Consider the following 24,604-nt stretch of genomic DNA (forward strand, 5'->3'; position numbering starts at 1 on the left):
CGGTTTCTCCGGGCGCTTCCCTTCGCTGTGTCCACTACTTTAGCTGATTTCCCTTCGGGCTCCTAATCGGAGTCCCAGGCCATAATTTCGCACAGCGAAAAGAGACCCCTGTTATGGGAATCATCGGTAGTGGTTGGCCGCTCCGGGGCTGCTCCGATCCGACCCGCTGGTCGTGATGACAGAGCTGCCCGTCTCAAGCGGCTCGGGCTACGTTAGGCGTCCGGCGGTTCGGAGTCAAGTTCCCACCTGACGACTCGTCGGACTCCGGCGACGCGGGGTGTGGGCCCGGTACGGGCTGACCGATGGTTCGCCGTCGATCCAGAAGCGCCAGGGGTGGGTGGCGCCCTCGCCGCCGACGCCCGTCCGGGGTCCGCTCAGCACCTGCTCGGGCCGGGCGGGCCGACCGCTGAGGATCTCCATCGGGGCGTCGGGACCCGCGCAGACATCCGTGCCGTCCAGCCGGCGGTCGACCCCGAGGGCGGTGGCCAGCCGGGCCGGACCCTTGGCCAGTTCCTGGTCGTTACGGGCCTTCGGCCGTCGCTGATGCGCCCGCTCATGGCCGTGCAGCACCTCGCCCGCGCGCAGCAGCACCCCGCTCGGGGTGCCCTCCGGACCGCAGACCAGGTTCAGGCAGTGCCACATGCCGTAGGTGAAGTAGACGTACGCATGACCCGGGGGTCCGAACATCACGGCATTGCGCTCGGTGCGGCCCTTGTAGGCGTGCGAGCCGGGGTCGGCGAACCCCGCGTATGCCTCGACCTCGGTCAGCCGTACCTCGATCGGTCCGTCGGGGGTGCGCCGTACCAGGACGCGTCCGAGGAGGTCCGGGGCGACCTCGAGGACGGGGCGGTCGAAGAAGCTCCGGCTGAGCGGCATACGGTCAGGTCCTGCTGTCACGCGGCCCGAGCGTAGTGGAACAGATATCTACCGGTGGTTGGAGCCGGACCAGTCCGCTGGAAGGGTAGATCCCGCGGAACCGCCCATGGCTGTTTCGCGTGCTTAGGGTTCAACAGGGATCGACTGCGATCGAGTGAGGGCACGGTGTCGTGTCCTTGAGAGGGAGAACATGGGCTTCAAGAAGCTGCTCGCGAGTCTCGGTGCCGGTGGCGCCTCGGTGGAGACGGTGCTGACCGAGGAGAACGTCGTTCCGGGTGGCATCGTGCAGGGCGAGGTCCGGATCCAGGGCGGCTCGGTCGCGCAGCAGATCGAGGGACTCTCCGTCGGCCTTCAGGCGCGGGTCGAGGTGGAGGGCAACGACCAGGAGTACAAGCAGGACATCGAGTTCACCCGGCAGCAGCTGGGCGGGGCGTTCGAGGTCCAGGCCGGCGGCGTGCACACGGTGCAGTTCGGCCTGGAGATCCCGTGGGAGACCCCGGTGACCATGTTCCTGGGCCGTCATCTGTCAGGGATGAACGTGGGTGTGACCACCGAGCTCCAGATCGCGCGTGCGGTGGACTCCGGTGACCTGGACCCGGTCAATGTGCATCCGCTCCCGGCTCAGCAGGCGATCCTGGACGCCTTCGGCGCCCTCGGCTTCCGCTTCAAGAGCGCCGACCTGGAGCGCGGTCACATCCGCGGGACCCGTCAGCGGCTGCCGTTCTACCAGGAGATCGAGTTCTACGCGCCGGAGCAGTACCGGGGCCTGAACCAGGTGGAGCTGTCCTTCGTCGCTGACGACCGCGAGATGGACGTCGTGCTGGAGATGGACAAGAAGCCGGGGCTGTTCACCGAGGGCAGCGACTCCTACCGGTCGTTCACGATGAACCTGTCGTCCTTCCAGGAGACCGACTGGTCCGCCTACTTGAACCAGTGGCTCGCCGAGGTCGGCGGCAAGCGCAGCTGGCTCTGAGCCGTCGGGTCCTTCCGGACCGTCTGTCCGTCGTGGGGCGTGCGCCGAAGCTGTTTCGGTGCGCGCCCCGCGCGTTTGCCGGGGCCGTCGGTGCTCAGGGCGCGTCGGCGCAGTGCACGGTCATCGGGGTGCCGCGGGCGGCCCAGTACGCCACCGTGTCGGCCAGGATGTCCGAGGCGATGGCGGCTGCTTCGGGAGCCGCCTCCCGGAAGGCCGACCAGCCCCGGACGTGCAGCAGAAAGCCACCGGCCTCGCCCCACCAGGACAGATCGGTGAGGCAGTCGGCGAGTGCGTCCCAGTTGTGCCCGAACCAGTCGGGGAACCGCAGGTCCTGGGCGCAGCGGAGGAGAAGGCCGTCCTTGTCGGACACACCGTCGAGGTTCAGCGAGAGGGCGGGGGTCGGGCCGGTCATGGCCGCCATGGTGCCAGCCTCGCGGGTGTCGATCTCGTTAGGCCCTGTCCGGCGGGTCTTATCGGGCCCGCGACGCCTGGCACCGCGCCCCCGGCTACCGCTGGGAGGTGCCCCCGGCCGCGTTGTCGGAGTCGCCCGAGTACGCCCAGTACGAGGGCGATCCTCCGCCTTGCGAGTCACCGCACCAGACGCCGCGGGCTGCTCCTCAAAGACCCACCGAACAGGGCCTAGGCTGGCCGGGCAGCTGATCCAGCGCGACTCTCAGGAGGTTTCGACGTGTCCGAGCAGAAGCGGCACCCGCTCCCCCACGACTTCCATCCGCAGGTGCCGTCGTTCACGGTGGTGAGCGACGATGTGGAGCCACAGGGCACCCTCAAACCGGCTCAGCTGGCGGCGAAGGGGAACACCTCTCCGCACCTTCGCTGGGAGGGGTTCCCGGAGGGGACGAAGAGCTTCGCCGTCACCTGCTTCGACCCGGACGCGCCCACGGGCAGCGGGTTCTGGCACTGGGTGCTCTTCGACATCCCGGCGCATATCACCGAGCTGCCGGCCGGTGCGGGCAACGGTGACTTCCCGGGACTGCCCGCGGGTGCGGTGCATGTGCGCAACGACTACGGCACCCGGGACTTCGGCGGGGCCGCGCCGCCGCCCGGGGACGGTCCGCACCGCTATGTGTTCACGGTCTACGCGGTGGATTCCGAGAAGCTGGGGCCGGACGCCGAGGTGTCGCCGGCGGTGGTCGGCTTCAATCTGCGCTTCCACACGCTGGGGCGGGCCCAGTTGATCGGTGAGTACGAGGTGCCGGCCGCGGGCTGACGCGGCGAAATTGCGTTGTCCTCGGCCGTGCTCCCGGCCAGAGTTGATCCCGGCCCGCCCATGTCGGCGGCGGGCCGGGACACCGGGATGCGGGGGTGGTCGGGATGCGCGAGACGCTGGTTCTGAACGCGAGCTTCGAGCCGCTGGCGACGGTGACGCTGCGGCGTGCCGTGGTGCTGGTGCTCCAGGACAAGGCCGTCGTCGAACACGCCCATCCCGGGCTGCGGTTCAGGGCCGCTGATGTCGATCTTCCGGTTCCACGGGTGATCCGGCTCTGCCGCTACGTACGGGTGCCGTTCCGAAGACGTGCGCCGTGGTCGCGGCGCGGGGTGCTGGTCCGGGACCAGCACCGGTGCGCGTACTGCGGCCGCCGGGCGACGACCGTGGACCATGTGCTGCCGCGGTCGCGCGGAGGTGGGGACACCTGGCTGAATACGGTGGCCTCGTGTGCCGAGGACAACCACCGCAAGGCGGACCGGACTCCGGAGCAGGCGGGGATGCGGCTGCTCAAGGCCCCGTTCGAGCCGACGCCTTCGGATGCGCTGCTGCTGGCGCTGGGGGCGGCGGAGCGGGACGGGCTGCCGGAGTGGCTGGCGCTGCCCGCCTGACGTGGCCGGGGTCCACACCGCGGTCGTACGCCCATCGCGGGCCGCGGGGCCAACTCATCGCTTGCGGCGGTGGGTTGGCCCCTCGGCGTTTCACTCGATCGTGGGCTGCTCGCGGCGCGGGGCGGGCTCCTTGCCGGTGGCGGTGGAAGCACCGCCACCGTTGCCACCACCGGTCATCGGGCCGAAGTTGCCGATGGCACCGCCGAGTCCCTTGAGCGCGTCGCCGATCTCGCTGGGCACGATCCAGAGCTTGTTGGCGTCGCCCTCGGCGATCTTCGGCAGCATCTGGAGGTACTGGTAGGAGAGCAGCTTCTGGTCCGGGTCTCCCGCGTGGATGGACTCGAAGACCGTACGGATCGCCTGGGCCTCGCCCTCGGCGCGCAGTGCGGCGGCCTTGGCCTCACCCTCGGCGCGGAGGATGGAGGACTGCTTCTCACCTTCGGCGCGCAGGATTTCGGACTGCCGGACACCCTCGGCCTGGAGGATCGCGGCGCGCTTGTCACGGTCGGCGCGCATCTGCTTCTCCATCGAGTCCTGGATGGAGGTCGGCGGCTCGATCGCCTTGAGCTCGACGCGGTTGACGCGGATGCCCCACTTGCCGGTGGCCTCGTCGAGGACGCCGCGCAGCGCCGCGTTGATCTCCTCACGGGAGGTCAGGGTGCGCTCGAGGTCCATGCCACCGATGATGTTCCGCAGGGTGGTGACGGTCAGCTGCTCGATCGCCTGGATATAGCTGGCCACTTCATAGGTGGCGGCGCGGGCGTCGGTCACCTGGTAGTAGATGACGGTGTCGATGTTCACGACCAGGTTGTCCTGGGTGATCACCGGCTGCGGGGGGAACGGCACGACCTGTTCCCGCAGATCGACCCGGTTGCGGATGGAGTCGATGAACGGGACGACGATGTTCAGGCCCGCGTTGAGGGTGCGGGTGTAGCGTCCGAAGCGCTCGACGATGGCGGCACTGGCCTGTGGGATGACCTGGATCGTCTTGATCAGTGCGATGAAGACGAGCACCACCAGGATGATCAGGACGATGATGATCGGTTCCACAGCGGCTCCCCGTGCCCTTCATGCGTGACTGGTTGGTCGGGATGATCAGGTCTGGTGGTTCTCGAGGGTGGAGTCTGTCAGATCGGCGGTCGAGTCCGCAGCTCAACCGGGGGGCGCTCAGCTCTTGGCAGGACCCGGTGGCTACGGCGGCTACATGACGACGGCCGTGGCACCGTCGATCTCCACCACATCGACTTGCTGGCCGGGTTCATACGTCTGGTCGGGGTCGAGCGAACGGGCCGACCAGACTTCACCGGCCAGTTTGATCCGGCCGTCGCCGCTGCTGTCGACGCGCTCCAGGACCACCGCCTGACGGCCTTTCAGCGCATCGACACCGCTGCGCAGTCCGGGCTGCTGACGGCGGCTGCGGACCGCCATCGGCCGCACCACGGCGACCAGCGCGACCGAAACGGCGCAGAACACGACGACCTGGAGGACCAGACCACCGCCGAGCGCATCGGTGATGGCACCGGCGACCGCGCCGACGGCGACCATCCCGAACTCGGGCATCGCGGTCAGCACGAGCGGAATGCCCAGACCTACGGCGGCGATCAGCCACCACACCCACGGATCCACGCGTTCATGGTAGTTGCCGGGCCCGACCGGGGACAGGGCACAGATCAATTACCGGAGGCACACCCGGCGCAGGGGGCGGACATCAGGCCAGCGGCAGACCCTGCGCGGTCCAGCGGCCGCTGTTGGTCTCCACGACCAGCGGGAGGCCGAAGCAGCGCGAGAGGTTGCGGGAGGTCAGCTCGGTCTCGACGGGGCCCGCGGTCAGCACCTTGCCCTGGCGGATCATCAGCACATGGGTGAAGCCCGGGGGGATCTCCTCGACATGGTGGGTCACCATGATCATGGAGGGGGCGTACGGGTCGCGGGCGAGCCGGCCGAGGCGGCGGACGAGGTCCTCCCGGCCGCCGAGGTCGAGACCGGCCGCGGGCTCGTCGAGCAGCAGCAGTTCGGGGTCGGTCATCATGGCGCGGGCGATCAGTGTGCGCTTGCGCTCGCCCTCGGAGAGGGTGCCGAACTTCCGGTCGAGGTACTCGGTCATGCCGAGCCGGTCGAGGAAGGCGCGGGCGCGGCTCTCGTCGATGGCGTCGTAGTCCTCGTGCCAGTGGGCGGTCATGCCATAGGCGGCGGTGAGGACGGTCTCCAGGACGGTCTGCTTGCGCGGCAGCTTCTCGGCCATGGCGATGCCCGCCATGCCGATGCGCGGGCGCAGTTCGAAGACATCGACGCCGCCGAGCCGCTCGCCGAGGATCGTGGCGGTGCCGGCGCTCGGGAAGAGGTAGCTGGAGGCGACGTTGAGGAGAGTGGTCTTGCCGGCCCCGTTGGGGCCGAGGATCACCCAGCGCTCCCCCTCTTTGATCGACCAGGAGACCTCGTCCACCAGAGCCCGACCGTCGCGGACCACGGATACGTCCACCAGCTCCAGAACATCGCTCATGAGCGCGTTGTCTCCCATTGCAGTATCGAGTGTCGCGTACGCCTGTGGGCGCAGCCCCCAGGGAAAACCTACGCCACGCATTGTCGGTACCAGTCCCTAGGCTGGTGCCATGCTCGATGAACCACGTTCAGGGCGCCTTGCGGCCTGGGGAAATGCCCTTCTTGCCGGACTTGTCTCACCGGATGAGGCCGCGCACCGGATCGCGGGCGAGGACGCGTCGCACAGAGTCACCGGGCTTCCCGGGGAGTCCGGTGCGGTCGGTCTCACACTGGCGCTGGGGCGGCTGCGGGCGCTGGGGGCCAAGGGGCTGCGGGTGGCGCTGCCGATAGCCGGGCATCCGCTGGGGCTGAGCGGTCCGCCGGAATTCAACGCCCAGGCGCTCGACGCGGGCGAGGCGGTGATCGCCACCGGGGTGGCGCTCGGTCTGGTGCCCGAGGTGACCGCGGTGGGCCCCGAGGGCGACCAGCATGTCGAGGTGGTCTGGCACTGTCTGCCGGTGCGGGAGGCGCCGCCCGCGGATGTGCCGTCGCTGGGCGAGGCCGAGCGGGAGCTCGCGGAGGCGCTGCGGGATGCCACCGAGGTGCTGTCGCGGCTGAATGTGGCCGGGGCGGGCCCGGTCGCCCAGGCGGCTCTGGAGGCGTACCGGGCGCGGGCCCAGCGGGGGCGGGAGGTGCTGGCGCCGGGCTATCCGCCGAGGGCGATCCGGGTGCTGGAGCTGGCGCAGCGGGTGGGGGCGCTGATCGGCATCGCGTATGCGGCGGGCGGGGACGGCCAGGAGCACGGCGGGGCGGTGAGCGCATCGGAGATGGCGGCGCGGGCCGAGGCGCTGCGGCCGGTGGAGCGCACCTCGCGGCGGGCGCAGGTGGCCGCGTACAACGCGTATGTGGAGGAGCGGGAGCGCGGCGGTTCCTGACCGCCGCGGTCGGCCCGGCACGGAAGCACCAGCGGAAAGCACAAGGGGCCGACCCCGGAGGCGATGCCTCCGGGGTCGGCCGGTGGTACGTCACGCGCGGGCGCGGCGGACCGTGGTCACATGCAGGGGCTCGGCATGGTGGCGTTCATCGCCCCGACGGCGGTGATGGTGTTGCCGCAGACGTTCACCGGGACGTGGACCGGCGCCTGGACATTGTTGCCGGAGACGACTCCGGGGGACATCGCAGCTCCGCCGTCGGCCTGGGGGGTGTCGGCGGAGGCGACACCGGCACCGGCCATGGCGAGACCGCCGGCAGCGATGGTGATGGCCGCGAGCTTCTTGATGTTCTTCACTGTTGTAAAACCCTCCATAAGCGCGTCACCGCGGTGGAACTCCGCAGTACGCCGTGGAGAACGTTGCGCGGCCGATCAAGTTGCGCTGTTCGGGTGACATACACACGACGGTATGAATCCCGCACCAAACGACGGCATTTCTGTATCAGCGTCAGATCAGCCCAGGAGCAGTCTGAATGCGTAAGCCGATGCTTTGAGTTCAGTCATAAATGATCTATTCATGCTCCGATCCCATGCCGAACCGCCCACAGCGCGGCCTGGGTACGGTCGGCGAGGTCCAGTTTCATCAGGATGTTGGAGACATGCGTCTTGACGGTTTTCTCGGACAGGACGAGCGCACGAGCGATCTCCCGGTTGGACCGGCCATCCGCGATCAGCGCGAGCACTTCGCGCTCCCTTTCGGTGAGCGACCCGCCGCGCCCCTGGCCGCCGCCGTTCTCCTCCTGGGAGAGCAGGGCGAGTGCCACCTCGGGCTGGAGCAGCACATGCCCGGCGTGGACGGAGCGGATGGCGCCCGCGAGCGCCTCGGGGTCCACGTCCTTGTAGACATAGCCCGCAGCGCCCGCGCGCAGGGCGGGTACGACGGTGCGCTTCTCGGTGAAGCTGGTGACGACCAGCACCCGGGCCGGGTTGTCGAGGTCGCGCAGGGTACGCAGGGCCTGGATGCCGTCGACGCCGGGCATCTTCACGTCCATGAGGACGATGTCGGGGCGCAGCTCCTCGGCGCGGGCGATGCCCTCCTCCCCGTTGGACGCCTCGCCCACCACATCGATGTCGTCCTGCACCTCGAGGAAGGTGCGCAGCCCGCGCCGCACCACCTGGTGGTCGTCGACGAGCAGCACTCGGATCGTGTGTGCCGGCTCAGCCACCGGGCACCTCCATCTCGATCACGGCGCCCCTGCCGGGCGCCGAGTCCACGGTCATGGTGCCGCCGACCCCCGCGGCGCGGTCGCGCATCGACACCAGGCCGAGATGACGTCCGGCGCGGCGGATGGCCGAGGGGTCGAATCCGCTGCCGTCGTCGCTCACCCGCAGCCGGGCGCCCTGGCCGTGCCGGGTGAGCGAGACCCCGACGTTCTTGGCGTCGCCGTGGCGCAGCGCGTTGTGCAGGGCCTCCTGGGCCACCCGCAGCAGCGCCTCCTCCTGGGCGGCGGGGAGCGCCCGCACTCCCTGTGAGGAGAAGGTGACACAGGCGGAGTGGGCGCGGTCCAGCACCTGCACCTGGGTACGGAGGGTGGCCACCAAGCCGTCCTCGTCGAGGGCGGCGGGGCGCAGCTCCACGACGGCGGAGCGCAGCTCGTCGGCGGCCTCGGCGGCGAGCAGCGTGATCTGGTGGAGCTCTTCCTTGGCGCGGAACGGGTCCCGGTCGACCAGGGCCGTGGCGGCCTGGGCGGTCAGCCGGAGCGAGAAGAGCTTCTGGGAGACGGCGTCGTGCAGGTCGTGGGCGAGCCGGGCGCGCTCCCTGGCGATGGTCAGCTCGCGGCTGCGCTCGTAGAGGCGTGCGTTGGTGAGCGCAATGGCGGCGTGCTGGGCCAGGATGCCGAGCAGCTCCTCATCACTCTCGGTGAAACCGCAGCTGCCTTCCGGCTTGGGACACCGTTTGTTCGCGAGAAAGAGCGCGCCGAGAACTTCGTCCCCATCCGCAATAGGAAGTCCAATAAAGTCCGACATGTCCGGATGCGCACTGGGCCAGCCCTCAAAGCGCGGATCCCGACGGACATCGGCCAGCCGCTGTGGGGTGGCGTCCTTGAGCATCGCGGCGAGGATCCCGTGCTGGCGCGGCAGCGGCCCGATGGCCTTCCACTGCTCCTCACTGACCCCATCTACTACGAACTGGGCAAAACCCCCATGGTCGTCCGGAACCCCCAGGGCGGCGTACTCCGCATTCAGTAGCTCACGCGCAGACACAACGATCGTCTTTAGGACATCTCGGACTTCCAGGTGCCTGCTCATGGCGAGCAGCGCACTGCTGATACAGGCCAGCCCCGCCCCGGCTCCACCGCCCGCTCCGTCAGTCATGGGGCTCACCGTACCGGCGGCTCGCCGGGGGCCGTATCGGCCGGTCGTCGGCCATCGATCAAGACCTCGACCCTAGGGCGAACGGCGCACAGGAAGCCGCCGAAGGGGCTGAAATGCGGTCGGAAAAAGCAAACACCCTGCGCATTTGCGCGGGCACACCGCGCCATATGAGAGGGTCCGCAATGTGAGCCCTGACACAGGACTTATATCACTTACGAACCAGGTTAGTGGATGTTTTAAAGCGGCATGAGCGGGGAGTACGGCCGCTCACCCCGGCAGGGAAGGTCTACGTATCCACTAAGGAGCATCGTATGTCACACCTTTGCCACAAGTTTTTGCGACCGCTAAGAATTTCCCAGTCGCGCGGCGCCGTAGATCGAGAAACGGCGCACCAGGCGCCGATTCGGCCTGCGACACGAAGCGATTGGAAGAGGTCTACTCCGCCATGCCCCTCCCCAGCATCCCCGGTTACAACCGACTGACCAAGACGCACAAGTACTCCGCCGCCGGTATTGCCGCCGCGGGTGCCGCAGCGCTCGCCTTCGCCGTTGTCCCCGGCGGCGACGCCGACGCTACGACGACCGCTCAGGACCTGCCGGCCAAGTCGGTTTCCTGGGACTCGCACAAGGCTCAGCAGGACACCCTCCAGAGGCAGTCCGCGCTGGCCTCCAAGGAGGCCAAGGACGCGGCCGCCGAGAAGAAGGCTGAGGAAGAGGCCGCGAAGAAGGCTGAGGCGGCTGCCGCGAAGAAGGCCGCCGAGAAGAAGGCTGCGGACGCGAAGGCCGCGGAGGCGAAGGCCGCCGAGGCCAAGGCCGCCAAGGAGCGCGAGGCCAAGGAGGCCGCGAGCCGCTCCGCCGGGCGCGCCAAGCCGGTCGCCGAGGCTGCCAAGGAGAAGAAGAAGGAGTACCCGAACAACCTCGACGGGTGGATCCGGGAGTCCCTCGACATCATGAAGGAGAAGGGCATCCCCGGCAGCTACAACGGCATCCACCGCAACATCATCCGTGAGTCCGGTGGTAACCCGCGCGCCATCAACAACTGGGACATCAACGCCATCAACGGCGTGCCCTCCAAGGGTCTGCTCCAGGTGATAGCCCCGACCTTCCAGGCGTACCACGTCGAAGGCACCTCCTGGGACGTCTACGACCCGATCGCGAACATCACCGCCGCCTGCAACTACGCGGCCGACCGGTACGGCTCCATGGACAACGTCAACGGCCCGTACTGAGCCGACGGCACGTACCGAGCCCGGCGTATGACGTCCGGCGCATGAACGCCCGCATAAACGCCGAAGGGCGGCGGCACCCTCTGTGTGCGAGGGGTGCCGCCGCCCTTCGGACATGTCCGGGCGCGGTACCGGGGCCGCGGTCGTACGGACCGCGGCTCCCTGCTACTTGCGCATGACCTCCGGCTCGTGGCGGCGCAGCAGCCGCGCGACCGCGATGCCGCAGAGGACACCGAGGATGATCAGCACGGCCATGTCGATCCCCCACTGCGTGGTGGTGTGCTCCCACAGCGGGTCCAGGTCATTGGGCTTCTTGCTGTCCCACGGCGCCATCATGTGACCGGCGCCGGGGCCCAGGTCCAGGGTGGCTCCGGCCGCGCCGACCGCCCAGCGGGACGGCATCAGCCAGGCGAACTGCTCGACGCCCGGCGAATCGAAGATCTTGAACAGCACGCCGGTGAAGACCACCTGGACGATGGCGAACATGACCAACAGCGGCATGGTCTTCTCGGCGGTCTTCACCAGCGAGGAGATGACCAGGCCGAACATCATCGAGGTGAAGCCGATCGCGATGACGGCCAGGCACAGTTCGGCGGCCGGCGGCATCAGCAGCCCCTCTTCGGGCAGCTCGCGCGTGGAGAGGCCGATCGCGCAGATGATGACGCCCTGGAGGGCCGTGATCACGCCGAGCACGATCACCTTGGACATCAGATACGCGGAGCGGGACAGGCCGACCGCCCGTTCCCGTTCGTAGATCACCCGTTCCTTGATCAGTTCTCGTACGGAGTTGGCCGCTCCGGTGAAGCACATGCCGACCATGAGGATCAGCAGGATCGTCCCGGCAGCCTGGTTGAACGAGCCCTTGGGCGCGAACTGGAGGCCGAACTTCGCGGGGATGACCACGCTCACCGAACCCAGCACGGCGGGCAGGATCACCATCAGCCCCATGAAGCCCTTGTCGGAGGCGATTACCGACAGATAGCGGCGCATCAGGGTCCACAGCTGGGATCCCCAGCTCTGCGGCTTCTGCATCCGGGTCGGCGGCGGCTGGACATGGACCGACTGCGGGGCGACCGAGTCCAGATCCGCGGCGTACATCTGGTAGTGCTGCGAACCGCGCCAGCGGCCCGCCCAGTCGTAGTCGCGGTAGTTCTCGAACGCGGAGAAGACGTCCGCCCAGGTGTCGTAGCCGAAGAAGTTGAGCGCCTCGTCCGGCGGGCCGAAGTAGGCGACCGAACCGCCCGGCGCCATCACCAGAAGCTTGTCGCACAGCGCCAGCTCGGCGACCGAGTGGGTGACCACCAGCACGGTGCGGCCGTCATCGGCCAGACCGCGCAGCAGCTGCATGACATCGCGGTCCATGCCCGGGTCGAGGCCCGAGGTGGGCTCGTCCAGGAAGATCAGCGACGGCTTGGTGAGCAGCTCCAGCGCGACCGAGACCCGCTTGCGCTGACCGCCGGAGAGCGAGGTGACCTTCTTGTCCCGGTGGATGTCCAGCTTCAGCTCACGCAGCACCTCGTCGATCCGGGCCTCGCGCTCGGCCTCCGCGGTGTCACCGGGGAACCGCAGCTTGGCCGCGTACCGCAGAGCCTTCTGGACGGTCAGCTCCTTGTGCAGGATGTCGTCCTGCGGCACCAGGCCGATGCGCTGCCGCAGCTCGGCGAAGTGCTTGTAGAGGTTCCGGTTGTCGTAGAGGACATCACCCTGGTTGGCCGGGCGGTAACCGGTGAGCGCCTTGAGCAGCGTGGACTTACCGGAGCCGGACGGGCCGATGACCGCGACGAGGGACTTCTCGGGGACGCCGAAGGAGACGTCCTTGAGGATCTGCTTGCCGCCGTCGACCGTGACCGTCAGATGGCGGGCCGAGAAGGAGACCGCACCGGTGTCGACAAACTCCTCGAGGCGGTCGCCGACCAGCCGGAAGGTGGAGTGACCGACGCCGACGGTGTCGGCCGGGCCGATGATCTGCTGCCGGACCGGCTGGCCGTTGACGTAGGTGCCGTTGTGGCTGCCGAGGTCGCGGATCTCGAAGCGGCCGTCGGGCAGCGCCCGGAACTCCGCGTGGTGACGGGAGACCTGGAGGTCGGAGACGACCAGTTCGTTCTCCAGCGAACGGCCGATGCGCATCACCCGGCCGACGGCCACCTGGTGGAAGGTGGTCGGGCTGCGGTCGCCCTGAGCGGGCGCGGCGCCGTCCGGACCGGCGGGGCCGGAACCGGGGGCCTGCTGCGCAAGGCCGTCCTGCGGGGCCTGGGGCCGCGGGGCCGACTGCTGCTGCGGCGGTACCTGCTGGTGAGGCACCTGCTGCGGGGCCTGCTGCTGCGGGATGAACGGCTGCTGCTGCGGCGGAGCCTGAGGATGCTGCTGCGGCTGCTGCCAGCCCTGGGGCGGCTGCTGACCGCCCTGCTGCGGCCAGCCGGGGCCAGGCTGCGGCTGCTGAGCCGGAGGCTGCTGGGCCTGCTGGGGCATGCCCATCGCGGCCTGCTGCTGGCCGTAGGCGCCCGAGCCGCCCGCCGGGGCGGCGGCCGCCCCGCCACCGGAGAGGCTCATCCGGGGACCGTCGGTCGCGTTGCCCAGATGGACGGCCGACCCGGGGCCGATCTCCAGCTGCTGAATGCGCTGGCCCTGCACATAGGTGCCGTTGGTACTGCCGTGGTCCTCAATGACCCAACTGCGCCCGCCCCACCGCACGGTGGCATGCCGCCAGGAGACTCTCGCGTCGTCCAGCACCATGTCGCCCTGTGGGTCCCGCCCCACGCTGTACGACCTGGACGGATCAAGTGTCCAGGTCTGTCCGTTCAATTCCAATACGAGTTCCGGCACTCCATGCCCCACTACTTGTCCCCCGAGCTACCCCAGGCGCAGGAAGTCTGCACAAGGAGTCTAGGGATGGCGAACATCGTGAGGAACTATTTCAGGCTCAGTCCCTTGACCGAAAGTCGGGTTTTGACACGAGCACACCTCGGGCAGCGTCGACTCATCCGAAAGGCCCTCGGAAAGTGGTAAGCGCTGACGGATAGTGCAGATGATGGATTATCCGGGCAACTCGCATGGTTCAGGAGTCGAGGGCATGAGCGGGAGCGACGGCGGCCGCCTGCCCTGGGGGCATGCGACACTCGCCGCCATCTCGGCGGTGAGCTGGGCCTTTCTGGCGATGGCGGGAATCGCGGCGCTCGGTCTGCATCTGATCGGCGCCGATGGGGCCGGGGCACTCGGCCCCATGACCGCCGCCGCGATGGTGCTGGCGCTCGGCGGCACCGTGGCCCCGTCCGGGGATATCGAGACGTTCGGGCTGAAAGGCGCCGAAGCTCATAGCGCCATCGATATCGCGCCACTTGGGGTGAGCCTGGTCGGAGCGCTGCTGTTGGGATGGCTTTTTCTGCGTTCACTTCGCTCGGCGGGGGCGACTCTGCCGGGGGCCGAACTCGCCCTGCGGGCGGGCCTGGTGATCCTGGTCTTCCTGTTGTTGCTCACCGGCCTCACCTGGGTGGGCAACGATACGATCACGATCGACAGCGAGACGCTCGGTCTGGACGAACTCGGCAGGCGTGCGGAGCAGGAGCTGCTGAAGCGGCTCCCCGAGGAACTGGGCGATCTCGGGCAGATCGGCGCCGGACTGCTGCCGGACCGGCTGGCCGGACTCATCGACGCCAAGGCGTCGGTCGGCTTCACCGTCGAGGCCGGGCGCTCGCTGCTGGGCGGCGCCGTATGGATCGTGGCTGTCCTGCTGCTCGCGCTGCTCGCCTCGCGCCGTACGCCGCTCCCGCCGGGCGCGGAGGCGCTGCACCGTACGGTCCGGCCCGTTGTGTCCGCGCTGTGCGGGGTGCTGGTGCTCGCGGTGGTCGCCGGTCTCGTGGCGGCGGTCTACGCGGCGGCCGGTGACGACCATCCCCGGCTGGTGCTCGGCACGGCGCTGCTCACCGCCCCGAACGGGGTATGGCTGGGCACCGCGCTGGGGCTCTTCGTGCCCTGGCACGGCAGTGTGACCGGGGCGCTCGCGCGGGTGCTGCCCGCCCCCTTCGACGCGTTGCTGGCCGGGCAGGGCGATGAGCCGATCACGGTGGGGCGGCTGGCCGAACTGGACGGACGGGTGTGGCTGCTGGTGGTCGCGAGTGTGCTGATGATGCTCGCGGCCGGGGTGCTGACGGCGGTACGTACGCCCACCGAGGGCGCCCGCCCCCGGCCGCTCGGCACGACGGCCGGGGTGTGCGCCCTGCGGCTCGGGCTGGCGACCGCGCCGGTGCTGGCGCTGCTGGTGTGGCTGACCAGGGTGTCGGCGGGAGCGAGTCTGTCGGTGTTCGGCTTCGATGCCTTCGGCGCCGGGCTGGAACTGCATGGCAGCGTGCCACTGGCCCTGCTGCTGGGCGCGGCGTGGGGCGCGGTGTCGGGCGCCCTCGGCGCGACAATCACCCGCGCCGCAGGCGCGGAGGGGCGATGGGCCACCCCACTGGCCCGGCGCATGGCGCGGGGTGACGGGGGCGGTGGCGGTGGCGACGCCGCGAAGCGCGGACACCGGTGACAACGGCGGGCGGGCGGCGGCTCGGGCATGGACTACGGCGGGCGCGATACGGGCACCGGCAACGACCATGGCGGGACACGAGCGGGGGCACGGCACGGCAGCGCGAACGACACCCGGTCACGGCACAGACAGCGGAAGCGCCAAGCGGCAGCTCGGGCATGGGCTACGGCAGATGCGGCACGGGCCGCCGCGGCGGCGAGCGGTACCGCACACCTACGACGACCGCGGCACGGTCAGCTCGGGCCACGACTTGGGTAGCTCGAGCTGCGACCGCGGGTCGGCGACGGAAGCCGCACGGGAGGCCCGGATGGCGGCACCGGCCCCGGCGATGGCGGAGGCAGCCCGGGGTCGGCCTGGGCACCGGCAACGCCGACCGCGGCACGGCCGCAGCGACGGTTGCCGCACCGGCGCCCGCGCAGCCCAGCGCAGCCGTGGTGACATCGCGGCGGCCGGGGCGTGAACGTTGGGCGCCGGGCGGCTGTCCAGCACGCGGGCCGCCGCGCGCGCCCGGCTCGCGGCCGGATACGGTGGGAGGACCATGAGCACATCGCAGATCCCACCTGCCACCGCCGTTCCTGGCGACGATGTCCCCACGCTCCTCGTCAAGATCTTCGGCAAGGACCGCCCCGGCATCACCGCCGGGCTCTGCGACACCCTGGCCGCCTACGACCTGGACATAGTCGATATAGAGCAGGTCGTCACCCGGGGCCGCATCGTGCTGTGTGTGCTGGTGACCGCCCCCACCGCCGGTGACGGCACGGAGGGGGATCTGCGGGCCACCGTGCACAGCTGGGCCGAGTCCATGCGGCTCCAGGCCGAGATCATCTCCGGTCGGGGCGACAACCGCCCGCGTGGCACCGGCCGGTCGCATGTCACCGTGCTGGGCCATCCGCTGACCGCCGAGGCCGCCGCCGCCATCGCCTCCCGTATCACCGGCACCGGCGGCAATATCGACCGGATCTTCCGGCTGGCGAAGTACCCCGTGACGGCTGTGGAGTTCGAGGTGTCCGGCGCCGAGACGGAGCCGCTGCGCACCGCGCTGGCCACCGAGGCCGCGGACATCGGCGTCGACGTGGCCGTCGTGGCGTCGGGGCTCCAGCGCCGGGCGCAGCGGCTGGTGGTCATGGACGTGGACTCCACCCTCATCCAGGACGAGGTGATCGAGCTCTTCGCGGCGCATGCGGGGTGCGAGGCCGAGGTCGCCGAGGTCACGGCTCGGGCGATGCGCGGTGAGCTGGACTTCGAGCAGTCGCTGCACGCACGTGTGGCGCTGCTGAAGGGCATCGACGAGTCCGTGGTGGACAAGGTGCGCGCGGAGGTCCGGCTCACCCCCGGCGCCCGTACGCTGATCCGCACCCTGAAGCGGCTCGGCTACCAGGTGGGTGTGGTCTCCGGTGGCTTCACCCAGGTCACCGACGATCTCAAGGAGCGTCTGGGGCTGGACTTCGCCTCCGCCAACACCCTGGAGGTCGTCGACGGCAAGCTGACCGGCCGGGTGGTCGGCGAGGTGGTGGACCGGGCGGGCAAGGCGCGGCTGCTGCGGCGCTTCGCGGCCGAGGCCGGGGTGCCGCTGGTGCAGACCGTCGCGATCGGCGACGGTGCCAACGATCTGGACATGCTGAACGCGGCCGGGCTCGGGGTCGCCTTCAACGCCAAGCCGGTGGTGCGGAAGGCCGCGCACACGGCGGTGAACGTGCCGTTCCTGGACGCGGTGCTGTATCTGCTGGGCGTGACCCGCGAAGAGGTCGAGGCGGCCGACGCCCACGTGGACTGACCCGCCCCACTGCCCGGCCCCGGGGCGTCAGGCAGGGGCAGACGCGTACCGGCCCTCGCCCCGTCCTCCGACGGCGGGGCGAGGGCCGGTGGTGGCTCACTCGTGGTGGCTCACTCGTGGGGCGCCCAGAAGGTGGTGAGGCGGCCGACTCCGTGCTCGACGGACTTCCATGAACCGCTGAAGGTCACCACCGCGAACCCGGAGGTGGGGAAGCCGGAGCGGGACATCCGCTCCCGGGTGCCCTCCTCGGCCTCGCCCGCGAGGGCGTCGGCGAGGGCGTGCATCCCGGGGTTGTGCCCGACGACGAGCAGATCGTTGATGTCGTCGGAGGTCTCGTTGAGCACCGCCAGCAGCTCGCCGAGCGAGGCGTCGTACAGCCGCTCCTCGTAGACGGTCTTGGGGCGCTGGGGCAGCTCGTGGACGACCAGCTTCCAGGTTTCACGGGTGCGTACAGAGGTGGAGCAGAGGGTGAGTTCGGGGGTGAGACCGGCTTCCGCGAGCCGGCGCCCGGCGATCGGGGCGTCCTTGCGACCGCGCTCTGCGAGCGGCCGCTCATGGTCTGCCACCTCGGGCCAATCGGCCTTGGCGTGTCGGAGAAGGACAATCCTGCGGGGCACATCGACGCTCATGCGTCCCAGCTTCGCATGAAACGGTGGTCCAGGCGCAGGGTGCGGGAACGACCTGATCAAAGGTGAGTAACCACGGTCCGGTGGCAGCCGCGGATGATCGCCGCGGTCGTGGCGATCATGCCCCCTGACGCATGACGACCTGATGCACCAGCCCCAGGACCTGCGAGACCGCGCCCGGGCCGGTGGCGGCATGGGCATCGGTGGGCCCCGCGAGCAGAAGCAGCAGCGCCGCGAAGGCGATGGCGGGAAGCGCGATCGCCCACCACGGCAGCCGTATCTCCACGCCGCTGTGCACCGGGGGTACGGGCCGGGGGTGGCTGCGGGCGGACATGGGGATCGCCTCCGGGTCGCGGATCGGGTGGCGGTACATCGGATGCTTCGACCTTACGGAGCGGGTACGGCCGCGCCCATCCGGTGATCCACCCACTTACCCCTGACCCTGGCCCCCTAGGGGATGGTGGTGCCAGCCCCACCCCCGCGTCCCCGGCGCCGCCCGTGTCCCAAAGGCGGTCCGTGCTTCAAAGGCCCGTCCGTCAGGGCGAGACGAAGGTGGCGACCACAGCGATGACCACGGTGATACCGAGCATCACGCCCAGGATGACGAGCAGCTTCTTCTGGCCGTTCTGGGGGTTCTCATCGAGCACAGGCATGCTCCGAGTGTCCCACCCCCGGGCCGGAACCCCGGGACCGGGGGCATCGCGCGGACGCTCCGGGCGGCGCCGGTCAGATCTCGTCCTCGAGGGTGCGGTTGCGCCCGGCGAACACACCCGCCACGATCTGCGGCACCATCAGCGCGGCCATAAACGCGATCGGCTGTCCCCAGCCGCCGCTGTGCTGGTAGAGCGCGCCGACCAGCAGCGGACCCGGGATGGACAGCAGATAACCGGTGCCCTGGGTGAAGGCGGACAGCCGGACCACCCCCGCACTGGTCCGCGCCCGCATACCGAGCATGGTGAGGGCGAGCGGGAAGGTGCAGTTGGCGACGCCGAGCAGCAGGGCCCAGAGCCAGGCGCCCTCCGCCGGGGCCAGATAGAGCCCGGCGTAGCCGCTCAGCCCGAAGACACCGAGGATCACCACCAGCACGCCCTGGTGGCGCAGCCGGGCCGCGATCGGCGGCAGTACGAACGACAGCGGCACCCCCATGGCCATGATCACGGCCAGCAGCACCCCGGCGGTGGAGGCGGAGACACCCGCGTCCCGGAAGATCTGCGGCATCCAGCCCATGGTGATGTACGCGGCGGTGGCCTGGAGGCCGAAGAAGACGGCCATCGACCAGGCGATGGGGCTGCGGGTGATGGGCCGCGCCCGCCCGGCCGCCCCGGGCTCGTCCGTACCGAAGTCCTTACCCGAGCCCGTACCCGAGTCCGCACCGGACCGCGGCTCCTCCCCGGCCTTCCCCGCGTCCTTCGTACGGTCGCGGGCGAGGAACAGCCAGGGCACCAGGGCGATGGCGGCGAGCAGCGCCCACACCCCGAGCCCGGCCCGCCAACTGACGTCCAGCGCGCGGGTCATGGGCACGGTGGCCGCCGCGGCGGTCGCGGTGCCGAGCGAAAGACCCATGGAGTACAGACCGGTCATCGCGCCCACCCGGTGGGGGAACCAGCGCTTGACGATCACGGGCATCAGCACGTTGCTGACCGCTATACCGGCCAGCGCGAGCGCGCTGGCCCCCACGAAGGCCGGAGTGCCGCCCGCGAAGGGCCGTAGCGCCAGACCCGCGGTGACGGCGGCGAGACCGGCGCAGACCACGGCGCCGGGCCCCCAGCGGCGGGCCAGCCGGGGCGCGGTGAGCCCGAAGAGCGCGAAGCAGACCGCGGGGACCGAGGTGAGGAGTCCGGCCACGGTGCCGCTCATCCCGAGGTCGGCACGGACCTCCTCGAGCAGCGGGCCGAGGCTGGTGACGGCGGGCCGGAGGTTGAGGGCGGCGAGCAGGATCCCGACGACCAGGAGACGTCCGCGCCAGGGAGAGCCGGTGGGGCGGGATCCGGGCTCCCGGGTGGCGCTGGGCGAGGCCGGAGCGTCGAGTGTCGCGAGGTCGTCGTGTGCTGGCATGCCGACCATCATAGAATGATGGGATGAATGCTTGTCCAGTTGATAGTGGCCGCCCGGTGACGCCCGGACGGCATCATGGAGGTACTCGCTTCCCCACCCCAGGCACAGGAGAGTCATGCCGCTGACCTCACCCCAGCGCTCCGTCCTCGCCGACCAGGTGATCGCCCAGCTGCGCGCCCAGATCACCTCGGGCGAATGGCCGGTGGGCTCGCGGATTCCCACCGAACCCGAGCTGGTCGAACAGCTGGGTGTGGCCCGCAACACCGTGCGCGAGGCGGTCCGGGCGCTGGCTCACAACGGCCTGCTGGACATCCGGCAGGGCTCGGGCACCTATGTGCTGGCCACCAGCGAACTGGCCGGGGTGATGCACCGCCGCTTCGCCGCCGCCGATCCGCGGCATGTGGCCGAGCTGCGCAGCGCCCTGGAGACGAAGGCCGCGCAACTGGCCGCGGAGCGCCGTACCGAGCAGGACCTCAAGGGGCTGGACGCCCAGTTGGACCGGCGGGAGCGGGCCTGGGACTCCGGCGATCTGGAGGCGTTCGTCGAGGCGGACGTGACCCTGCACATGGCGGTGGTGGCGGCCTCACACAACGACGTCCTGGCCGAGCTGTACGCGGACCTGGGCGCGGTGGTGCGGGACTTCCTCCGCGCGGACCTGGGCGACGCGATGCGGCCGGAGCTGCATGTGGACCACGCTCGGATGGTGGAGGCGATCCGGGAGCAGGACGGCGAGCGGGCGGCGGCGGAGGCGAGCTTGCACCCGTTCGGCTGCCGCGGGGTCGCGGGCCGGCTGACCCCACCGGCCGGAGCCCCCTGAGCGCCTTGAGACCCACCGGCCAGGGCCTAGCGGTGGCTAACCCACGCCTTGCGGATCTCCTTCCAGCACCGCTCGGCGAGCCGTACGTGCTGCGCCGGGCCGACCTCGATGGGGCGGGCGTCCATGTCCGGATCCCACCAGCGGGCGCATTCGACGTGCAGTTGCACCCGGTCCACCTTCGGATTGGGGTTGAAGCAGCTCGCGGTGGCGTGCGAACCGCGCACCCAGGTGTTGCAGGCGGCGGTGCGGGGACGGGGGCGCTCCTGGGCGGCGGAGTGGGACGCGGCGACGGCGGAGCCGGCCATTGCGACGATCAAGGCTGCGGCGGCGACGCGCCGGGTCGTACGCATGGCGGGACCTCCTCGGCCGTGCTGTCGCTCCGCGAGTCGGTTCGTCGTACGTCGTCTTACGTACTCCACACTGCGCGGAACACCACCCGTACGCCCCTCCGGCTGGCCCGATCGGGCTAACGCGTCCGTACGGCCCAACGGCCGCCGCCCCGCCCCCGCGCGGTGCGGGAGGCGGGGCGGCGGGCCGTTGGGCTCGTGGCGGCTGCGGAAGGGCTCAGGCGCCCATCATGTGCACGCCGCCGTCGACATGCACGATCTCGCCCGTGGTGCGCGGGAACCAGTCCGACAGCAGGGCGACGACGCCGCGCCCGGCGGGCTCCGGGTCGGTGAGGTCCCAGCCGATCGGGGCCCGGTGGTTCCACACGTCCGCCAGCTCCTCGAAGCCCGGGATGGACTTCGCGGCCATGGACTTGATGGGCCCGGCCGAGACCAGGTTGCAGCGCACGTTCTGTTCGCCCAGGTCGCGGGCGAGATAGCGGTTGGTCGACTCCAGGGCGGCCTTGGCAACACCCATCCAGTCGTACTTCGGCCAGGCGAACTGCGCGTCGAAGGTCAGGCCGACGATCGAGCCGCCGCGCGGCATGACCGGCAGGCAGGCCATGGTGAGCGCCTTGAGGCTGTACGCCGAGACGTGCACCGCGGTGGAGACGTCCTCCCAGCTGCCCTCGAGGAAGTTGAAGGCGCCCTGGGGGCCGAAGGCGATGGAGTGCACCACACCGTCGAGGTCGACGCCCTCGCCGAGGTGCTCGCGCACCTTGTCGGCCAGCCCGTCCAGCTGCTCCTGGTTCTGCACGTCCAGCTCGATCACCGGGGCGGGCTTGGGCAGCCGCTTGGCGATCCGCTCGACGAGGGAGACCCGGCCGAAGCCGGTGAGGATGACCTCGGCGCCCTCCTCCTGGGCCAGCTTGGCGGCGTGGAAGGCGATGGACGCCTCGGTGATGACGCCCGTGACCAGGATGCGCTTACCGGCGAGAATTCCACTCATGACGTTCAGTGACCCATGCCCAATCCGCCGTCGACAGGGATGACGGCTCCAGTGATGTACGCGGCCTCGTCGGAGGCCAGGAAGCGGACCGCCGCGGCGATCTCCTCGGGCTGCCCGTAGCGCGCGAGCGGCACCTGCTCCAGGATGCCTTCGCGCTGCTCGTCGCTGAGCGCACGCGTCATGTCCGTGTCGATGAAACCAGGCGCGACCACGTTGAAGGTGATGTTGCGCGAGCCCAGCTCACGGGCGAGGGAGCGGGCGAAGCCCACCAGGCCCGCCTTGGAGGCCGCGTAATTGGCCTGCCCCGCGCCGCCCAGCAGGCCGACGACGGAGGAGATCAGCACCACGCGCCCCTTGCGGGCGCGCAGCATGCCGCGGTTGGCCCGCTTGACCACGCGGAAGGTGCCGGTGAGGTTGGTGTCCAGGACGGCGGAGAAGTCCTCCTCCGTCATGCGCATCAGCAGCTGGTCGCGGGTGATACCGGCGTTGGCGACCAGGACCTCGACCGGGCCGTGCTTCTCCTCGATCTCCTTGTAGGCCTGCTCGACCTGCTCGGGCTCGGTGATGTCGCACTTCACCGCGAGGAATCCGGCCGGCGGCTCACCGGACCGGTAGGTGATGGCGACCTTGTCGCCTGCGTCGGCGAAGGCACGCGCGATGGCGAGGCCGATGCCGCGGTTGCCTCCGGTGACGAGAACCGAGCGGCTCAAGGGACCACCTTCTCTTGTCGATCTCTTGTCGATGTCGTGCCGGGCGTCACAGTGTGTGCCGACCCCTACCCTCGCAAACTATCGGTCCAAGGCCTTCGGGGAGGAATCGAGCGCCCACAGGGGCGTGTGGGACACACTGTCGACTTCCTACAGAAGGCCCGCGGTAAGCCGGTCCGGGAAGACCTGCTCGGCGAGCGCGCCACGGCCTGCCCTCTTCACTCATCGTGTCACTCACATGACTGACCGCACCTGCGCTCGCCCGCGGTGCGCACCTTCGCAAGCTCACGCCTCGGGGCGCGCATGCGGGCCACCGAGCCGAGTGGGCTCCACGGCGTACTCGCACCACACCGTCTTGCCGACGGTGCGGTCCGTCACGCCCCATGTGGAGGCGAGCGCGTCCACAAGCAGCAGCCCGCGTCCGTGCTCCTCCTGGTGGGCCATTGCCTCGGCGGTGTGATCGCGGAGCTCGGGGCGCCGCTCACCTCGCGCGTCGGACACCTCGATACGCGCAGTGACCGGGGATCGATGCTCTCCGGGCGCGGGCGCGGGCGCGGGCGGGGGCTGGCAGGTCAGGCGGAGGTGGAAGTTCCGGCCAGGCACATGCCCGTGGCTCACGGCATTCGCCGTGAGCTCACCCGCGAGCAGGGCGATGCCGTGCGAGGCGTCACTCTCCCGCGGAATGCCCCACTCCGCCAGCCTGCGGACGACCAGACGCCGGGCGAGCCGGGCGCCATGCCGGGAAGAGGTGAAGAACATCTCGAACGTGCCGGGCGGGGCAGGGAGTTGCGCGCCACCGCCGAGCGTATTGCCAGGGGGATTTTCGCCATTCACGTCACCGAGCGTGGCGAAGCGTGCATAGCCTGGCCAGACAGCTCGCGGGTACCCAGGGTCGCTGTACGGGCACTGAACGTGTACGTACGGGAGTGATGGCCGTAACGCGGGTGGGGAGGCACGACGTTCTTGTGCACGGGAGGTGGCGGGACATGACTGCGGCGGAACGGCCGGGGCAACAGGGGCAGGGCGAGTACGGGGCGGACATCCTCAAGTGCCTGGGCAAGCAGGTGAAGCTCTTCCGCGAGCGGGCGGGGCTCACGCAGGCGCAGTTGGGCGAGGCCATCGGGTACAGCGAGGAGCAGGTGTCCTCGGTGGAGCAGGGGCGGCGGGTCCCACAGCCGGAGTTCCTGGACGCGGCGGACGAAGTGCTGGACGCGTTCGGGGTGCTGCGGGCGGCGCGGGAGGAGGTGTCCAAGGCGCGGCTTCCGGCGTTCTTTCGTGGGGCGGCGAGACTGGAGGCACAGGCGACGGAGTTCCACGCGTATGAGTGCCTGGTAGTCAACGGGTTGCTCCAGACCGAGGACTACGCCCGCGCCGTACTCAACATGCAACGGCCGTTACTGGAGGAGGAAACCGTCGAGCAGCGGGTGGCGGCCCGGCTGGCCCGGCAGGAACTCCTCACCCGTCGACCCGCACCCATCATGAGCTTTGTGACCGAAGAGGCGGTGCTGCGTCGTCCCTACGGCAGCACTGAAGTGCTGCGCGGGCAGTTGGAACACCTGCTGCACATCGGGCTGATGCGAAACGTGGAGCTCCAGGTCATGCCCACAACCTTGGAGGATCACGCCGGAACGGCTGGCCCCTTCGCCCTGCTGGAACCGCAGGGGCGGCAGACCATGGCCTACGTTGAGGCCCAGAACGTCAGCAGGTTGCTCACGGACCGAAAATCGGTCCGTGAAATCGAGCAACGCTACGGCATCATCAGGGCACAGGCTCTCAGGCCACGGGAGTCGCTGGAGTTCATCGAGAAGCTGCGGGGAGAACTATGAACACCATGCAAAGCGGAGATGACGCGTCCGAGCTGATGTGGGTAAAGAGCAGCTACAGCAGCAGTGAGGGCGGCATGTGCGTCGAGGTGGCCGCTGGCCCCGTCGCCATCCATGTACGGGACTCGAAGCACGCGCAGGGGCCGCAGCTCGCTTTCCACATAGCCGAGTGGGGCGCCTTCATCGGCAGCCTCCGCGCTGGGGAGTTCGGCGCGTAACACCGTCCTGTCCCCGACACACCGAACAGGCCGTC

Annotated in this window: 27 protein-coding genes; 10 read left to right on the top strand and 17 right to left on the bottom strand. The window is 69.9% G+C overall.

Features of this window, described 5'->3' with window-relative positions; genetic code table 11:
* Nucleotides 1-234: 234 nt before the first annotated feature.
* Nucleotides 235-897: a DNA-3-methyladenine glycosylase gene (locus JK363_RS39325; RefSeq protein ID WP_201883077.1), complete on the bottom strand. Its 663-nt coding sequence runs from the start codon at nt 895-897 to the stop codon at nt 235-237.
* Between the two features lie 169 nt (nt 898-1,066).
* Here JK363_RS39325 and JK363_RS39330 point away from each other — a divergent pair, with 169 nt between their 5' ends.
* Entirely contained in the window at nt 1,067-1,849 is a 783-nt protein-coding gene (locus JK363_RS39330; protein WP_201883079.1) for a sporulation protein, read from the top strand.
* A 94-nt stretch (nt 1,850-1,943) separates the two neighbouring features.
* On the opposite strand, the gene JK363_RS39335 is transcribed toward JK363_RS39330, so the two are convergent.
* Complete coding sequence (locus JK363_RS39335; RefSeq protein WP_236076505.1) at nt 1,944-2,261, bottom strand: barstar family protein; 318 nt, start codon at nt 2,259-2,261, stop codon at nt 1,944-1,946.
* A gap of 276 nt (nt 2,262-2,537) precedes the next feature.
* Between JK363_RS39335 and JK363_RS39340 the strand changes: the two genes are divergently transcribed.
* Together JK363_RS39340 and JK363_RS39345 are read left to right on the top strand one after the other, a co-directional pair.
* Complete coding sequence (locus tag JK363_RS39340; protein WP_201883083.1) at nt 2,538-3,077, top strand: YbhB/YbcL family Raf kinase inhibitor-like protein; 540 nt, start codon at nt 2,538-2,540, stop codon at nt 3,075-3,077.
* A 104-nt stretch (nt 3,078-3,181) separates the two neighbouring features.
* Nucleotides 3,182-3,685, top strand: coding sequence for an HNH endonuclease (locus JK363_RS39345; protein ID WP_201883086.1), 504 nt, complete (start codon nt 3,182-3,184; stop codon nt 3,683-3,685).
* Nucleotides 3,686-3,775: 90 nt separating this feature from the next.
* Here JK363_RS39345 and JK363_RS39350 read toward each other — a convergent pair whose 3' ends face one another.
* The 3 genes from JK363_RS39350 to JK363_RS39360 form a co-directional block, all read right to left on the bottom strand.
* On the bottom strand, nt 3,776-4,735 hold the full coding sequence (locus JK363_RS39350; protein ID WP_201883088.1) for an SPFH domain-containing protein: 960 nt from the start codon (nt 4,733-4,735) through the stop codon (nt 3,776-3,778).
* Between the two features lie 150 nt (nt 4,736-4,885).
* Nucleotides 4,886-5,311: an NfeD family protein gene (locus JK363_RS39355; protein ID WP_201883090.1), complete on the bottom strand. Its 426-nt coding sequence runs from the start codon at nt 5,309-5,311 to the stop codon at nt 4,886-4,888.
* Between the two features lie 82 nt (nt 5,312-5,393).
* Complete coding sequence (locus JK363_RS39360) at nt 5,394-6,185, bottom strand: ABC transporter ATP-binding protein (RefSeq protein ID WP_201883092.1); 792 nt, start codon at nt 6,183-6,185, stop codon at nt 5,394-5,396.
* A 109-nt stretch (nt 6,186-6,294) separates the two neighbouring features.
* On the opposite strand from JK363_RS39360, the gene JK363_RS39365 reads away from it, so the two are divergent.
* Nucleotides 6,295-7,098: an Rv1486c family protein gene (locus JK363_RS39365; RefSeq protein ID WP_201883094.1), complete on the top strand. Its 804-nt coding sequence runs from the start codon at nt 6,295-6,297 to the stop codon at nt 7,096-7,098.
* Nucleotides 7,099-7,214: 116 nt separating this feature from the next.
* Here the strand turns inward: JK363_RS39365 and JK363_RS39370 are convergent, their stop codons facing one another.
* The 3 genes from JK363_RS39370 to JK363_RS39380 form a co-directional block, all read right to left on the bottom strand.
* Entirely contained in the window at nt 7,215-7,451 is a 237-nt protein-coding gene (locus JK363_RS39370) for a chaplin (protein ID WP_201883096.1), read from the bottom strand.
* A gap of 218 nt (nt 7,452-7,669) precedes the next feature.
* Nucleotides 7,670-8,320, bottom strand: a complete 651-nt coding sequence (locus JK363_RS39375) for a response regulator (protein ID WP_201883097.1) — start codon at nt 8,318-8,320, stop codon at nt 7,670-7,672.
* Nucleotides 8,313-9,470 (bottom strand): GAF domain-containing sensor histidine kinase, encoded by a 1,158-nt coding sequence (locus JK363_RS39380; RefSeq protein ID WP_201883098.1) that lies wholly within the window; start codon nt 9,468-9,470, stop codon nt 8,313-8,315. The genes JK363_RS39375 and JK363_RS39380 overlap by 8 nt, the downstream gene beginning before the upstream one ends.
* Before the next feature lie 445 nt (nt 9,471-9,915).
* On the opposite strand from JK363_RS39380, the gene JK363_RS39385 reads away from it, so the two are divergent.
* A complete protein-coding gene (locus JK363_RS39385; protein ID WP_201883103.1) occupies nt 9,916-10,698 on the top strand; it encodes a transglycosylase SLT domain-containing protein in 783 nt (260 codons plus the stop codon).
* Nucleotides 10,699-10,860: 162 nt separating this feature from the next.
* Here JK363_RS39385 and JK363_RS39390 read toward each other — a convergent pair whose 3' ends face one another.
* Entirely contained in the window at nt 10,861-13,530 is a 2,670-nt protein-coding gene (locus JK363_RS39390) for an ABC transporter ATP-binding protein/permease (protein WP_201883107.1), read from the bottom strand.
* Nucleotides 13,531-13,765: 235 nt separating this feature from the next.
* On the opposite strand from JK363_RS39390, the gene JK363_RS39395 reads away from it, so the two are divergent.
* Both JK363_RS39395 and serB read left to right on the top strand, forming a co-directional pair.
* The gene (locus JK363_RS39395; RefSeq protein WP_201883109.1) at nt 13,766-15,214 is read left to right on the top strand and encodes a streptophobe family protein; all 1,449 of its coding nucleotides are present in this window, start codon (nt 13,766-13,768) and stop codon (nt 15,212-15,214) included.
* 538 nt (nt 15,215-15,752) lie between these two features.
* On the top strand, nt 15,753-16,988 hold the full coding sequence (gene serB / locus JK363_RS39400) for a phosphoserine phosphatase SerB (RefSeq protein ID WP_201883111.1): 1,236 nt from the start codon (nt 15,753-15,755) through the stop codon (nt 16,986-16,988).
* A gap of 110 nt (nt 16,989-17,098) precedes the next feature.
* Here the strand turns inward: serB and JK363_RS39405 are convergent, their stop codons facing one another.
* From JK363_RS39405 to JK363_RS39415, 4 genes are all read right to left on the bottom strand, one after another.
* Complete coding sequence (locus JK363_RS39405; RefSeq protein ID WP_201883113.1) at nt 17,099-17,617, bottom strand: SixA phosphatase family protein; 519 nt, start codon at nt 17,615-17,617, stop codon at nt 17,099-17,101.
* 115 nt (nt 17,618-17,732) lie between these two features.
* Nucleotides 17,733-17,987 (bottom strand): hypothetical protein, encoded by a 255-nt coding sequence (locus JK363_RS39410; protein ID WP_372444944.1) that lies wholly within the window; start codon nt 17,985-17,987, stop codon nt 17,733-17,735.
* Nucleotides 17,988-18,150: 163 nt separating this feature from the next.
* On the bottom strand, nt 18,151-18,267 hold the full coding sequence (locus tag JK363_RS44070; RefSeq protein WP_268981166.1) for an SGM_5486 family transporter-associated protein: 117 nt from the start codon (nt 18,265-18,267) through the stop codon (nt 18,151-18,153).
* Between the two features lie 73 nt (nt 18,268-18,340).
* On the bottom strand, nt 18,341-19,678 hold the full coding sequence (locus tag JK363_RS39415) for a CynX/NimT family MFS transporter (protein ID WP_201883115.1): 1,338 nt from the start codon (nt 19,676-19,678) through the stop codon (nt 18,341-18,343).
* Between the two features lie 106 nt (nt 19,679-19,784).
* On the opposite strand from JK363_RS39415, the gene JK363_RS39420 reads away from it, so the two are divergent.
* Complete coding sequence (locus JK363_RS39420) at nt 19,785-20,486, top strand: FadR/GntR family transcriptional regulator (protein ID WP_201883117.1); 702 nt, start codon at nt 19,785-19,787, stop codon at nt 20,484-20,486.
* 26 nt (nt 20,487-20,512) lie between these two features.
* Here JK363_RS39420 and JK363_RS39425 read toward each other — a convergent pair whose 3' ends face one another.
* From JK363_RS39425 to JK363_RS39440, 4 genes are all read right to left on the bottom strand, one after another.
* Complete coding sequence (locus JK363_RS39425) at nt 20,513-20,836, bottom strand: hypothetical protein (RefSeq protein WP_201883119.1); 324 nt, start codon at nt 20,834-20,836, stop codon at nt 20,513-20,515.
* 214 nt (nt 20,837-21,050) lie between these two features.
* Nucleotides 21,051-21,821, bottom strand: coding sequence for an enoyl-ACP reductase FabI (fabI, locus tag JK363_RS39430; protein ID WP_201883120.1), 771 nt, complete (start codon nt 21,819-21,821; stop codon nt 21,051-21,053).
* A gap of 5 nt (nt 21,822-21,826) precedes the next feature.
* Nucleotides 21,827-22,531, bottom strand: coding sequence for a 3-oxoacyl-[acyl-carrier-protein] reductase (fabG, locus tag JK363_RS39435; protein WP_201883121.1), 705 nt, complete (start codon nt 22,529-22,531; stop codon nt 21,827-21,829).
* A 282-nt stretch (nt 22,532-22,813) separates the two neighbouring features.
* On the bottom strand, nt 22,814-23,362 hold the full coding sequence (locus tag JK363_RS39440; protein WP_307822063.1) for an ATP-binding protein: 549 nt from the start codon (nt 23,360-23,362) through the stop codon (nt 22,814-22,816).
* 152 nt (nt 23,363-23,514) lie between these two features.
* Between JK363_RS39440 and JK363_RS39445 the strand changes: the two genes are divergently transcribed.
* Together JK363_RS39445 and JK363_RS39450 are read left to right on the top strand one after the other, a co-directional pair.
* On the top strand, nt 23,515-24,354 hold the full coding sequence (locus JK363_RS39445) for a helix-turn-helix domain-containing protein (RefSeq protein WP_201883122.1): 840 nt from the start codon (nt 23,515-23,517) through the stop codon (nt 24,352-24,354).
* Nucleotides 24,351-24,569, top strand: coding sequence for a DUF397 domain-containing protein (locus tag JK363_RS39450; protein WP_201883123.1), 219 nt, complete (start codon nt 24,351-24,353; stop codon nt 24,567-24,569). The genes JK363_RS39445 and JK363_RS39450 overlap by 4 nt, the downstream gene beginning before the upstream one ends.
* The last annotated feature ends 35 nt before the right edge of the window (nt 24,570-24,604 follow it).

The organism is Streptomyces coffeae (assembly GCF_016741875.1).
GTDB lineage: Bacteria > Actinomycetota > Actinomycetes > Streptomycetales > Streptomycetaceae > Streptomyces > Streptomyces coffeae.